We start from the raw sequence: 13750 nt of genomic DNA, 5'->3' as shown, positions 1-13750 counted from the left end.
GCGTCAGACAGCACATCTGGACACCAACTGACAGGCAGGTGCTTGGAAACCCATGAACGCACTATCTACGCGCAGAGCACGCGCGGCGATCGTGGCCCTCGCGGCCGGATCGCTCGCGCTCACCGGTTGCAGCGGCGGCAGCGGCTCCAACGAGAGCAAGTCGCAGACCGACAAGGACGCCGCCTCCCAGGCCAAGGCGATCCCGATGGGCACGACCTCCGACTCCACCGGCCCGGCGGTCGCCGTCAAGGGCGCCCACTCCGGCGGCACCCTCCGCGTCTACCAGCGTGACAGCTACAACCACCTGGACCCGGGCCAGATGTACGTCAGCGACATGAAGGCGCTGTCCCAGCTGATCTTCCGCGGCCTGACCAGCTTCAAGCAGGACGACAAGGGCAACGCCAAGGTCGTGGGCGACCTCGCCACCGACGCCGGCCAGATGTCCGACGGCGGCAAGACCTGGAAGTACACGCTCAAGGACGGCATCAAGTTCGAGGACGGTACGCCGATCACCTCGAAGGACATCCGCCACAGCATCGAGCGGCTCTACGCCAAGTTCATCACCGACGGTCCCACCTACATCCAGACCTGGCTGTCGGGCGCCGGCACCACGTACCGCAAGGCGCTGCCGGACGGTCCGTACAAGGGCGACCACCTGCCCAAGAGCGTGCTGGACACGCCGGACGCGAAGACCATCATCTTCCACTTCAAGCAGCCGAACTCGCAGCTGCCCTACGCGCTGACGATGCCTGGCTACAGCGCGGTCCCGGACAGTGCGAAGGACACCAAGGACGCCTACGACGTCAAGCCGGTGACCTCGGGCCCGTACAAGATCGCGGCGTTCAAGTCCGGCAAGTCCATGCAGCTGGTGCGCAACAAGAACTGGGACGCGAAGACGGACCCGGTCCACCACCAGTACCCGGACGGCTTCAACATCACCTTCAACCACCAGGCGTCGGACTCCACCAAGCGCCTGATGGCCGACCAGGGTGAGGCCAAGAACGCGGTGAGCTTCACCAACTCGGTCGACCCGACGCTGACGAAGAACGTGCTGGACAACCGGAGCGCGAGCAAGCGCATGGTGCAGGGCTACCAGCCCTACGTCTGGCAGATGAACTTCAACATGGACCGCCTCAAGGACAAGAAGATCCGCGACGCGATCACCTACGCGCTGCCGGACCAGCAGCTCGTCCGGCTCAACGGCGGCAGCTACGGCGGTGAGATCGCCGGCGGTCTGCTCGCCCCGACCGTGGCGGGCTACAAGAAGGGCTACGACCCCTACGGCAAGCTCTCGCACCCCAACGGCGAGCCGGAGAAGGCCAAGAAGCTCCTCAAGGAGGCCGGCAAGACGGGCATGAAGCTCGTCTACGCCTTCTCGAACACCGAGTCGCGCCAGAAGGAAGCCGTCGCCATCGAGGACGCGCTGACCAAGGCCGGCTTCAACGTGCAGAAGAAGGAGGTCGACGCGGCCTCCTGGTACGAGCAGATGGGCAAGGTCGACAACGGCTTCGACATCTACATGACGGGCTGGGGCCAGGACTGGCCGGACGCCTCGACGGTCATCCCGCCCTCGTACGACGGCACCACCATCCAGGACGGCGCCTCCAACTACTCCCACATCAACGACAAGCACGTGAACTCCGAGATCGCCCGGATCTCGAAGATCGCCGACGTCAAGAAGGCGACCGCGGAGTGGCAGAAGCTGCACCAGTACATCGTGGAGAAGGTCAACCCGGCCGCACCGGCCTTCTACACCAAGGTGCTCCAGCTGTACGGCTCGAACGTCGGTGGCGTCCGCTACAACCTGGACGTCAGCTACCTCGACCCGAACACCCTGTACCTGAAGAAGTAGCTGCAGCGGTGGCCCACCAGGCCACCACCTGACGAAGGCACTCCGGATGGCGCGCACACGGCGGAACGCGCGCCCTCCGGGGCCTTCCCACCCACCCCTCACGCCCACAGCCGCCGCCGTCCTGAGAGCAGCGAACTGCCATGCTTCAATTCCTACTTCGCCGGACGTTCGGCGCTGTTGTCATCCTTTTTCTGCTCAGCGCCTTCACCTTCTTCATGTTCTTCGGTGCCGGTGACCCGGCAACGATGTCCTGCGGAAAGAACTGCACCGCGGACAACATCGCGCTGATCCATCAGAACCTCGGCCTCGACAAGCCGCTGACGACGCAGTTCTGGGACTTCCTCGTCGGCATCTTCGCCGGCCGCGACTACTCCATCGGCCACTGCAGCGCCCCGTGCTTCGGCTACTCCTTCGCCACCAAGCAGGACGTGTTCTCGACGCTGCTCGACCGGCTGCCCACCACCGCGTCGCTGGCCATCGGCGGTGCCGCGGTGTTCCTGACCGTGGGTCTGGGCACCGGCCTGCTGGCCGCCTACAAGCGCGGCTCGGCCCTGGACAAGGTGCTCACCTCCGTCTCGATGGTGCTGAGCTCGGCGCAGATCTACATCCTCGGTCCGATCGCGCTCGGTCTGTTCGTCTACAGCGGTCTCCTGGACTCCCCCAAGTACGTGGACTTCACCTCGAACCCCGCCGGGTGGTTCATGGGACTGCTGATCCCCTGGATCGTGATGTCGACGATCTTCACCGCGCAGTACACCCGTATGTCCCGCTCGACGATGATCGAGCAGCTGCAGGAGGAACACGTCCGGACGGCCAAGGCCAAGGGCATGTCCAGCTCGTACGTCTTCCTGCGCTACGCCTGGCGCGGTTCGCTGATCCCCATCGTGACCATCCTCGGCATGGACCTCAGCTCGCTGTTCGGCGGCGCGATGATCACCGAGTTCACCTTCCAGCTGGCGGGCATCGGCCGCCTGGCGATCGACTCCGTCACCACCCTCGATCTGCCCATGGTCATGGGCGTGCTGATCTTCAGCGCCGCCCTGATCCTGGTGTTCAACATCATCGTGGATGCGACGTACGCCTTCATCGACCCGCGCGTGCGCCTGTCCTAGGAGAGCCTGAAGTGACCACACTCACCAAGACCGAAGGCACCACGGTGCCGGCCGGGTCCGACCCCTTCCTGTCCGTCCGTGACCTGCATGTGCGGTTCTCCACCGAGGACGGCATCGTCAAGGCGGTCGACGGTCTCTCCTTCGATCTGGAACGCGGCCAGACCCTCGGCATCGTCGGCGAATCGGGCTCCGGCAAGTCGGTGACCAACCTCGCGATCCTGGGGCTGCACAACCCGAAGGCCACCGAGATCGGTGGCGAAATCGTCCTGGACGGCCAGGAGTTGACCGGAGCCCGGGAGAAGACCCTGGAAAAGCTCCGCGGCAACAAGATGGCCATGATCTTCCAGGACGCGCTGACCGCGCTGTCGCCGTACTACACGGTCGGCCGGCAGATCGCCGAGCCGTTCATGAAGCACACCGGCGCAAGCAAGCGCGAGGGCCGGCAGCGCGCCATCGAGTTGCTGACCAAGGTCGGTATCCCGCAGCCGACTCTGCGGGTGGACGACTATCCGCACCAGTTCTCCGGCGGTATGCGCCAGCGCGCCATGATCGCCATGGCGCTGGCCTGCAACCCCCAGCTCCTGATCGCGGACGAGCCGACCACCGCTCTGGACGTCACCGTCCAGGCGCAGATCCTCGACCTCCTCAAGGACCTGCAGCAGGAGTTCGGCTCCGCGATCATCCTGATCACCCATGACCTCGGCGTGGTCGCCAACACCGCGGACGACCTGCTGGTGATGTACGCGGGCCGGGCGGTGGAGCGGGGCTCCGTCAAGGAGATCCTCACCCAGCCCCGGCACCCGTACACCTGGGGCCTGCTGAGCTCCATGCCGCGGCTCTCCTCGGACGTCAGCGAGGCGCTGCACCCGATCCCCGGGTCGCCGCCGAGCCTGCTCAACCCGCCCTCCGGCTGCGCCTTCCATCCGCGCTGCGGCTTCACCGGCGAGGTCGGCGGTGCGCGCTGCACCGACGAGCGGCCGCTGCTGGAGCTGGGGCGCGCCGCCGCGTGCCACCTGAGCGCCGAGCAGAAACAGACCCTCTTCACCGAGCAGATCAAGCCCCGGCTGGGCTAGGGAGCGACCACCATGACAGACAACGTCACCCTCCCGGCGCCTCGCGACGCCGCGCCCGTCCCGGGCGAGCCGCTGCTGACCGCCGAGGGCCTCACCAAGCACTTCCCGATCTACGGCGGATTCCCGTTCAAGCGGAAGGTCGGCGCGGTCCAGGCGGTCGACGGCGTCGACCTGACCGTGCACGCCGGCGAAAGCTTCGGCCTGGTCGGCGAGTCGGGCTGCGGCAAGTCCACCACCGGACGGCTGCTCACCCGGCTCATGGAGCCGTCCTCCGGCAAGATCACGTACGCGGGGCAGGACATCACGCACGCCGGCCGCAAGGAACTGGCGCCGATCCGCTCCGAGATCCAGATGATCTTCCAGGACCCGTATGCCTCGCTGAACCCGCGGCAGACGGTGGGCACCATCATCGGCGGCCCGATGGAGATCAACGGGATCAACCCGCCCGGTGGCCGGGAGAAGCGGATCCGTGAGCTCCTGGAGACCGTCGGTCTCAACCCGGAGCACTACAACCGCTTCCCGCACGAGTTCTCCGGCGGCCAGCGCCAGCGCATCGGCGTGGCCCGGGCGCTCGCCCTGGAGCCGAAGCTGATCATCGCCGATGAGCCGGTCTCCGCGCTCGATGTCTCCATCCAGGCGCAGGTCGTCAACCTGCTCCAGAAGCTGCAGCGTGAGCTGGGCATCGCGTTCCTGTTCATCGCCCACGACCTGGCGATCGTGCGGCACTTCAGCGAGCGGGTCGCGGTGATGTACCTCGGCAAGATCGTCGAGGTGGGTGCCCGCGACGAGATCTACAACCGGCCGCGCCACCCGTACACCCACGCCCTGCTCTCGGCGGTGCCCGAGGCCAAGCTGGTGGAAGGCGAGGAGGAGGACCGCGAGCGCATCCGCCTCGCCGGTGACGTCCCCTCCCCCGTCAACCCGCCCTCCGGCTGCCGGTTCCGTACCCGGTGCTGGAAGGCGCAGGACAAGTGCGCGACCGAGGAGCCGCCACTCGTCCAGATCACCGGGAACAAGGCCGGCCATCTCACGGCCTGTCACTTCCCCGAGGAGCCGACGACCGCGGCCCGGGACGAGGACATCATCCTCGACCCGGCGCTGGCCGCGATGGAGGACGTCGAGGCGGCCGGCGAGGTCGGCAAGACCGACTAGACGGCCGCCGCAGCCGCCGCTCGAAGCCGGAGCCCGCTTCCCCTACGGGAGGCGGGCTCCGGCTTCTCTCACTCGCTCGGCACCACTTGCCGCTCCTCGGCGAAGTGGCAGGCGGAGTCGTGCGCGGCCGGTCCCGCCGCCTCCCGGAACTCCGCGGGCACGTCCAGTGGCGGCACGACGTCGGCGCACAGCTGCCGGGCCTTCCAGCAGCGGGTGCGGAAGCGGCAGCCGGAGGGCGGGGCGGCGGGCGAGGGGACGTCGCCCGCCAGCAGGATGCGGTCCTGGTGGGTGCGGGCGTCCGGGTCGGGGACGGGCACGGCGGACAGCAGGGCCTGGGTGTACGGGTGGGTGGGGTGGTCGTAGATCTGCTCCTCGGTGCCGATCTCGGCGAGCCGGCCCAGGTACATCACCGCGACGCGGTCGGAGATATGCCGTACGACGGACAGATCGTGGGCGATGAAGACGTACGACAGGTCGAACTCGTTCTGCAACTGCTCCAGCAGATTGACCACTTGGGCCTGGACGGAGACATCCAGCGCGGAGACCGGTTCATCGGCGACGATGATCTCCGGGCGCAGCGCGAGGCCGCGGGCGATGCCGATGCGCTGGCGCTGTCCGCCGGAGAACTGGTGCGGATAGCGGTTGATGTACTCGGGGTTGAGCCCGACCACGTCCAGGAGTTCCCGGACCTTTCTGCGGCGGTCTCCCTTGGGGGCCACCTCGGGGTGGATCTCGTACGGCTCACCGATGATGTCGCCGACGGTCATCCGGGGGTTCAGGGAGGTGTAGGGGTCCTGGAACACCATCTGGATGTTGCGCCGTACGGCCTTCAGCGCCCGGCCGGACAGGGCACTGATGTCCTCGCCCCGGTAGCGGATCCGGCCCGCCGTCGGCCGTTCCAGGCCGACCAGCAGCTTGGCGACCGTGGACTTGCCGCAGCCCGATTCGCCGACGATGCCGAGCGTTTCGCCCTTGCGGAGGTCGAAGGAGACACCGTCGACGGCCTGGACCGCGCCGACGTGCTTCCTGAAGAGCACGCCCCGGGTGAGCGGGAAGTGTTTGACCAGATCGCGGATCTCCAGGATCGGTTCCCCGGCGGCGACCGCCGGGGCGCCCTCGTCACCGTGCGCCATCGAGGGTCTCCTTCCAGAAGTGGCAGGCACTGGCCCGGCCGGGTCCGACCTCGTAGAGCGGCGGAAGGTCGGTACGGCAGACGTCCTGGGCCAGCGGACAGCGCGGGTGGAAGGGGCAGCCCGGCGGAATGGCGGTCAGGTTGGGCGGCAGGCCCTTGATGGCGTACAGCGGCCGGCCCTTGTGGTGCAGCCGCGGGATGGAGTCCAGCAGACCGCGGGTGTACGGGTGCGCGGGCGCCTTGTAGAGCTGGTGGACGGGGGCGGTCTCGACGATCCGGCCCGCGTACATCACCGCGATGGTGTCCGCGACGTCCGCGACCACCCCGAGGTCATGGGTGATCAGAATCAGCCCCATGGTGAGTTCGCGCTGCAGCTCCGCGAGCAGGTCCATCACCTGCGCCTGGACGGTGACATCCAGCGCCGTGGTCGGCTCGTCCGCGATGATCAGCTCGGGGCCGAGGGCCAGCGCCATCGCGATCATGATGCGCTGGCGCATCCCGCCGGAGAACTGGTGCGGATAGTCGCCCACCCGCTGTCGGGCCGCGGGGATGCCGACCCGCTCCATCAGCTCCACGGCCTTGCCGCGGGCCTCCTTACGGGACATCCCCTCGTGGACCTGGAACATCTCCCCGAGCTGTGCGCCGACGGTGAGGACCGGATTCAGCGCGGACAGGGCGTCCTGGAAGATCATCGCCATCTTCGCCCCGCGGATCTTGCGCCGCTCGTCCTTGCGCAGGGTGAGCAGATCGCGCCCCTGGAAGACGATCTCGCCGCCGGTGACGAACCCCGGCGGTGAATCGAGAATGCCCATCACGGCCTGTGCCGTGACGGACTTGCCGGAGCCGGACTCCCCGAGCACCGCCAGCGTCTGCCCTGGCGCGACGTGGTAGCTGACGCCGTTGACGGCCTTCGCCACGCCGTCCCGGGTGCGGAACTCGACCCGCAGATCGCGGACGTCGAGCAGCGGGGGTTCGGCGACGGCCGTCGCGGCGCCCGCGGGCCCGGGCTCCGCCTCGTGGTTCGTCATCTTCCGGCTCCTCAGCGCAGCTTGGGGTCGAGGGCGTCGCGCACCGCGTCGCCGAGCATGATGAACGCCAGCACCGTGATGCTCAGCGCGCCCGCGGGCCACAGCAGCATGTGCGGTGCGCTGCGGATGTACGTGGAGGCCGCGGAGATGTCGATGCCCCAGGAGACGGTGGGCGGTTTCAGGCCCGCGCCCAGGTAGGAGAGCGTCGCCTCCAGCGCGATGTACGTACCGAGCGCGATGGTGGCGACGACGATGACCGGGGCGACGGCGTTCGGTGCGATGTGCCGCAGCAGCATCCGGCCGTTGCCCGCGCCGAGCGCCCGTGCGGCCTGGACGTAGTCGTTCTGCTTGGCGGTGACGACGGAGCCGCGGGCGATACGGGAGATCTGCGGCCAGCCGAGCAGCACGATGAAGCCGACCACGGGCCAGACCGTGGTGCTGGTGACGACGGAGAGAAAAACCAGGCCGCCGAGGATCACCGGGATGCCGAAGAAGATATCGGCGAGCCGGGAGAGCAGGGTGTCGCCCCAGCCGCCGAAGAAGCCGGCCAGCCCGCCCAGCAGGCTGCCGAGCAGCGCCGCACCGGTCGTGGCGCAGACACCGACGGTGATGGAGGCACGGGCCCCGTAGACCACCCGGGTGTAGACGTCCCGGCCCTGGGTGTCGAAGCCGAAGGGGTGGCCGGGCTGGGAGCCCTGCTGCGCCTTGGCGAGGTCCGCGCGGTACGGGTTGCCGGTGGCGATCAGCTGCGGCCAGATCGCGATGATCACCAGGAAGACGATGACCAGCGCGGAGACCACGAACACGGGGTTGCGGCACAGATCGTGCCAGGCGTCGCTCCACAGGCTGCGGGGCTTGCCGAGGGGCTCTGCGCCGGTTGGGCCGGCGCCCGGCGGGGCGGCACCGGGCCGTCGCTCCAGGGACTCCGCCTCGCCGATGGCCAGCGCGGCGGGGCCGCCGTCGCCATGGCCGATGGCTTCCTTCGGGACGTAGGACTCAGGCATAGCGGATCCTCGGGTCGAGGACGGCGTACAACAGGTCGACGAGGAGGTTCGCCAGGAGGAAGACCAGCACCAGGATGGTCACGAAGCCCACGACGGTCGGCGAATTCTGCCGCAGGATGCCCTGGTAGAGCTGGAATCCGACGCCGTGGATGTTGAAGATGCGCTCGGTGACGATCGCGCCGCCCATCAGGGCGCCGATGTCCGTGCCGATGAACGTGACCACCGGGATCAGCGAATTGCGCAGCAGATGGCGGGTGATGACCCGGTGCCGGGGCAGGCCCTTGGCGATGGCCGTACGGACGTAGTCGGCGCGGGCGTTCTCCGCGATCGAGGTCCGGGTCAGCCGGGTCACATAGGCGAGCGAGACCAGCGCCAGCACCAGCCCCGGCAGCAGGAGTTCGTTCAGTGGCGCTTCCGGAGCCACGGACGGCGCGGCCCAGCCCCACTGCACCCCGAACAGGAATTGCAGCAGATAGCCGCTGACGAACGTCGGGATGGACACCACGACGAGGCTGAGGACCAGCACCGTGGTGTCGATGTCCCGGCCGCGCCGCAGCCCGCTGAACACCCCCAGCACGATGCCCACCACCATCTCGATCACGATGGCGACGATGGTCAGCCGGAGCGTGACGGGAAAGGCGGAGGCCATCAGCTCGGTGACCGACTGGCCGTTGAACGCGGTGCCGAAATTCCCCTGGAAGATCTGGCCCATGTAATGCACATACTGCTTCCACAGCGGCTCATCGAGGAAGAGATCGCGGCGGATCTGCGCGGCGGTGGCGGGGTCGGGGGCCCGGTCGCCGAACATCGCGGCCACGGGGTCGCCCAGCGCATAGACCATGAAGAAGATCAGGAATGTGCTGCCGATGAACACCGGGATCATCTGGAGCAGCCGCCGGATCACATAGCGTCCCATGAAGCGTCAACCTCCCTCACACCGCAGTCAGTTGACCTTGATCTCGTTGTAGACGGGCACACTGAACGGATTCAGTGACACATTGCTGATCCGGTCCGAATAGCCGCCGCTGCCGTTCTGGTACCACAGCGGAATGGCCGGCATCTGCTGGGCGAGGATCTTCTCCGCGTCCTGGAACTTCGCGACCGCCTGACCGGTGTCCGTTGCCGCATTCGCCTCGTTCACCAGCTTGTCGAAGGTGCGATTGCTGAACTTGCCGTCATTGGAAGAGGCGTTGGTGTAGTACAGCGGCTGCAGAAAGTTCTGAATCAGCGGATAGTCCATCTGCCAGCCGGCCCGGAACGGCCCGGTCATCTGCTTGGCCGTGATCTTGTTCCGGAAGTCGGCGAACGTCCCGACCGGGTCCCCGACACAGGCGTTGTCGTCCCCCAGCGACTTGTTGATGCTGTTGCAGACGGCGTCGACCCAGTCCTTGTGGGACCCCGTATCGGCGTTGTACGTGAGCATCGTCCTGCCGCCGGGAATGCCGCCGCCCTCCTTGATCAGCTGCTTTGCCCTGGCCGCGTTGAACACACAGGCATCGCCGCACAGCCCCGCCTTGTAGCCTCCGTCCGCGCCCAGCACCGGCGAGGTCCAGTCCGTTGCGGGCGTCCGGGTCTTCTGGAAGATCTCCCGGGTGATCTGGTCCCGGTCGATCGCCATCGAGAGGCCGCGCCGCACCTTCTCCGCGCCCGGGTGGTTCCACCTCTTGTCGTACATGGGGAAGGTCAGGGTCTGAATGATCCCGGCCGGCTGATTGATATAGCGCCCCCCGAGGTCCGTCTTCACATGCTTGAGCTGCGCGGCGGGCACATCATCGACCAGATCGAGGTTGCCGGCCTGCAGATCGGTATAGGCGGTGTTGTTGTCCGTATAGACCCGCAGATCGATACCGCCGTTGTGCGCCGGGTCGTCACCCGGATACTTCGCCCACTTCCGCATCCGCAGCACGGACCCCTTTTCGTAGGAGTCCACGAGGTACGGCCCGTTCCCGACGGGCTTGCGGATCCAGGCGTCGTGATTCCGGAAGAATGCCTGCGGTAGCGGCATGAAGGCCGAGTAGCCCAGCGTGTCCGGCCAGCTGGAAAACTTCTGGTTGAGCTTGACGGTAAAGGTCCGGTCGTCCATCACCACCAGCCCCGACAGGGTCTTGGCCCGGGGGTTCCCGCTGTCCGGATGCACCTTCGAGAAGCCGTCAATATATTGAAAGAACGCCGCGTTCTTCTGCTTGTTGCTCAGCAGCGCACCATAATTCCAGGCATCCACGAAAGACTTGGCGGTGACCTTCTCGCCATTACTGAAGGTCCAGCCCTTCTTCAGCGTGACCGTGAAATTCTTCGAATCCGACGTCTCGATCCGGTCCGCAATCACATTCTCCGCAGCGCCCGTCTTCGGGTCATAGCGCTTGAGCCCGCGGAACAGCATCTCCAGAACCTTGCCGCCCTGGACCTCATTGGTGTTCGCCGGCTCCAGCGGATTCTGCGGATCGCCCCAGGACGAGCTGATCACCCCGGAACGGCTTGCACCGGCCCCGCCCCCGCATGCCGTGGCCACGAGGGCGACGGCGACGGCGCATCCGCCCCACTTCGCGCGCGTGGCTCTCCGCATGACGCCTCCTCAGGTCCGGGATCATGCCTAGCCCACATAAGATCGCAAAGGGGGACGTACCGCACTTCGGCGACGACCGCCACTGCTCCGAAGACCTGAGAAACCCCTCGGATGCCCGAGCGGGGAAGGAACGGGAGGGGGAACGGCGGGGGGACGGTGAGGGGCACGGGGACGGAACCGGGTGAGGCCCCGGCGCCGCCCCCGAGGCAGGCGAGCCCGAGGGGACGGCCCCGAACGGACGGGCCGCCACGGACGGCCCGCCACGGGCCCCCTGGGGACATCCCCGAGACGGCGCCGGCAGATCCCTATATGTGGTGCACGGACTCCACCGCGTACAGCCGTGGATCGAACCCCTCCGCCAGCGCGGCGGCCTGCGTCATGTGCTCCTGCGCCGCCGGGTCGGCCAGCATCACCCGGAAGTGCTCCTCGCTCTCCCACTGCGCATAGTTGACGACCCGTTCGCCGTCCGCGCTCGCGTGGATGTTCGCCGAGATGAACCCCGGCCGGTCTTTCATCGTCTCCTCGGTGGCCCGGCTCAGCACCGCCACCAACTCCGCCTGCCGCTCCGGCACCACGGTGAACACATTGATGAGCGTGGCGATCTCGCGCCCGGCCTCGATCTGCGTCGTTGCTGTCATACCGCCAGTCTGCCGCCGACCACTGACATCGCCGTCGCGGAGGCCCGGTAGCGCTCGCACGGCACAGCAATGGGGCGCCCCTCACGCGGAGGGGCGCCCCATCACGTCGGACCGGCTGCCCGGCCCGGAACGGCGTCGGTGTTACCGCTTGGCGCGCGACGCGGTGCGGCCGCGCTCCTTCTGGTCCAGGACGACCTTGCGGATACGGACCGTCTCCGGGGTGACCTCGATGCACTCGTCGTCGCGGCAGAACTCCAGCGACTGCTCCAGGGAGAGCCTGCGCGGCGGGACGACGTTCTCGGTGGTGTCCGCCGAAGCCGCACGCATGTTGGTGAGCTTCTTCTCCTTGGTGATGTTCACGTCCATGTCGTCGGAGCGCGAATTCTCACCGACGATCATGCCCTCGTACACCTCGGTGCCCGGCTCCGTGAAGATCACGCCGCGCTCCTGGAGGTTGACCATCGCGAACGGCGTGACCGAACCGGAGCGGTCCGCGACCAGCGAACCGTTGTGGCGGGTGCGCAGCTCGCCGAACCACGGCTCGTGGCCCTCGAAGAGGGAGTGCGCGATGCCCGTACCGCGGGTCTGGGTCAGGAACTCCGTACGGAAGCCGATCAGGCCACGCGACGGCACGATCCACTCCATGCGGATCCAGCCGGAACCGTGGTTGGTCATGGTCTCCATACGGCCCTTGCGGGACGCCATCAGCTGCGTGATCGCGCCGAGGTGCTCCTCGGGGGAGTCGATCGTCAGCCGCTCGATCGGCTCGTGCGTCTTGCCGTCGATCTCCTTGGTGACGACCTCGGGCTTGCCGACGGTGAGCTCGAAGCCCTCCCGGCGCATGGTCTCGACGAGGATCGCCAGCGCCAGCTCACCACGGCCCTGGACCTCCCAGGCGTCGGGGCGCTCGGTGTCCAGCACGCGCAGCGAGACGTTACCGATCAGCTCGCGGTCGAGGCGGTCCTTGACCTGGCGGGCGGTGACCTTGTGGCCCTTGCCGCCCTTGCCGACCAGCGGCGAGGTGTTCGTACCGATGGTCATCGAGATGGCCGGCTCGTCGACCGTGATCAGCGGCAGCGCGATCGGGTTCTCCGGGTCGGCCAGCGTCTCGCCGATCATGATGTCCGGGATACCGGCGACCGCACAGATGTCACCGGGGCCGGCCTTCTCGGCGGGCTTGCGGGTGAGCGCCTCGGTCATCATCAGCTCGGTGATGCGGACGTTGGCCATGGTGCCGTCACGCTTGATCCACGCGACGGTCTGGCCCTTCTTCAGCTCGCCCTGCTCGACACGGAGCAGCGCGATACGGCCGAGGAAGTTGTCCGCGTCGAGGTTGGTGACGTGGGCCTGAAGCGGGGCGTCCTCGTCGTACTCCGGCGCCGGGATGTGCTCCAGCAGCGTGGTGAAGAACGGCTGGAGGTTCTCGCTGTCGGCGGGGACGGTGCCGTCCTCCGGCTTGGTCAGCGAGGCGACGCCGTCACGGGCGCAGGCGTAGACGATCGGGAACTCGATCTGGTCCTCGTCCGCGTCCAGGTCCAGGAAGAGGTCGTAGGTCTCGTTGACGACCTCGTCGATCCGGGAGTCGGGGCGGTCGGTCTTGTTGATGCACAGGATGACCGGCATCCGGGCCGTGAGGGCCTTGCGGAGCACGAAGCGGGTCTGCGGGAGCGGGCCCTCGGAGGCGTCGACCAGCAGGACGACCGCGTCCACCATCGACAGACCGCGCTCGACCTCGCCACCGAAGTCGGCGTGGCCGGGGGTGTCGATGATGTTGATCGTGATCGGGTCCCCGCCGTCCTTGGGGTGATACTTCACCGCCGTGTTCTTGGCGAGGATCGTGATGCCCTTCTCACGCTCCAGGTCGTTGGAGTCCATCATCCGGTCGTCGAGCTTCTCGGCGGCGTGTTCGGCGAACGCACCGGCCTGCTTGAGCATGGCATCGACGAGGGTCGTCTTCCCATGGTCGACGTGGGCGACGATGGCTACGTTACGAATGTCGTGGCGCGTGGGCATACTGGCGGCGCTTCTCCCGGAATCGTGGGTGGCGACGCGTCCATTCGGTACGCGCGCCTGCCGGGCATAACCAAGCCACGGCCTCACCCCATCGTACGGGCCTGCGGCGGCATTGGCCGCCGCAGCCCGTACATATGCCCTCTGGCCTGCGGTTTCTTACCTTTTATTCGCCAGAACGCCAGT

At 67.4% G+C, this 13750-nt stretch carries 11 protein-coding genes; 4 read left to right on the top strand and 7 right to left on the bottom strand.

From position 1 onward, the window contains the following. The first annotated feature begins 52 nt into the window (after window positions 1-52). The 4 genes from ACGFWI_RS17680 (at window position 53) to ACGFWI_RS17665 (ending at window position 5189) form a co-directional block, all read left to right on the top strand. Window positions 53-1852, top strand: coding sequence for an ABC transporter substrate-binding protein (locus ACGFWI_RS17680; RefSeq protein WP_393906860.1), 1800 nt, complete (start codon window positions 53-55; stop codon window positions 1850-1852). A 140-nt stretch (window positions 1853-1992) separates the two neighbouring features. Further along, entirely contained in the window at window positions 1993-2964 is a 972-nt protein-coding gene (locus ACGFWI_RS17675) for an ABC transporter permease (RefSeq protein ID WP_393906859.1), read from the top strand. 11 nt (window positions 2965-2975) lie between these two features. Then, window positions 2976-4037 carry an ABC transporter ATP-binding protein gene (locus tag ACGFWI_RS17670; RefSeq protein ID WP_393906858.1) on the top strand — a complete coding sequence of 354 codons (1062 nt, stop codon included), beginning with the start codon at window positions 2976-2978 and terminating at the stop codon, window positions 4035-4037. 12 nt (window positions 4038-4049) lie between these two features. Next, window positions 4050-5189: an ABC transporter ATP-binding protein gene (locus ACGFWI_RS17665; RefSeq protein WP_393906857.1), complete on the top strand. Its 1140-nt coding sequence runs from the start codon at window positions 4050-4052 to the stop codon at window positions 5187-5189. 68 nt (window positions 5190-5257) lie between these two features. On the opposite strand, the gene ACGFWI_RS17660 is transcribed toward ACGFWI_RS17665, so the two are convergent. The 7 genes from ACGFWI_RS17660 to typA form a co-directional block, all read right to left on the bottom strand. Beyond that, window positions 5258-6322 (bottom strand): ABC transporter ATP-binding protein, encoded by a 1065-nt coding sequence (locus tag ACGFWI_RS17660; protein ID WP_393906856.1) that lies wholly within the window; start codon window positions 6320-6322, stop codon window positions 5258-5260. Continuing rightward, window positions 6309-7349 (bottom strand): ABC transporter ATP-binding protein, encoded by a 1041-nt coding sequence (locus ACGFWI_RS17655; RefSeq protein WP_393906855.1) that lies wholly within the window; start codon window positions 7347-7349, stop codon window positions 6309-6311. The genes ACGFWI_RS17660 and ACGFWI_RS17655 overlap by 14 nt, the downstream gene beginning before the upstream one ends. Before the next feature lie 11 nt (window positions 7350-7360). Beyond that, window positions 7361-8353 (bottom strand): ABC transporter permease, encoded by a 993-nt coding sequence (locus tag ACGFWI_RS17650; RefSeq protein ID WP_393906854.1) that lies wholly within the window; start codon window positions 8351-8353, stop codon window positions 7361-7363. Then, window positions 8346-9269, bottom strand: a complete 924-nt coding sequence (locus ACGFWI_RS17645) for an ABC transporter permease (protein WP_393906853.1) — start codon at window positions 9267-9269, stop codon at window positions 8346-8348. Before ACGFWI_RS17645 ends, ACGFWI_RS17650 begins: the two co-directional genes overlap by 8 nt. Window positions 9270-9296: 27 nt before the next feature. After that, window positions 9297-10916, bottom strand: a complete 1620-nt coding sequence (locus tag ACGFWI_RS17640; protein WP_393906852.1) for an ABC transporter substrate-binding protein — start codon at window positions 10914-10916, stop codon at window positions 9297-9299. A 305-nt stretch (window positions 10917-11221) separates the two neighbouring features. Continuing rightward, on the bottom strand, window positions 11222-11554 hold the full coding sequence (locus ACGFWI_RS17635; RefSeq protein WP_393906851.1) for an antibiotic biosynthesis monooxygenase family protein: 333 nt from the start codon (window positions 11552-11554) through the stop codon (window positions 11222-11224). 141 nt (window positions 11555-11695) lie between these two features. Then, entirely contained in the window at window positions 11696-13567 is a 1872-nt protein-coding gene (gene typA, locus ACGFWI_RS17630; protein ID WP_393906850.1) for a translational GTPase TypA, read from the bottom strand. Window positions 13568-13750: the final 183 nt, after the last annotated feature.

Source organism: Streptomyces sp. NPDC048434 (assembly GCF_043200375.1).
Taxonomy (GTDB): Bacteria; Actinomycetota; Actinomycetes; order Streptomycetales; family Streptomycetaceae; genus Streptomyces.
Note: the sequence above shows the minus strand (reverse complement) of the source record. Positions and strands in the feature narration are given on the sequence as shown.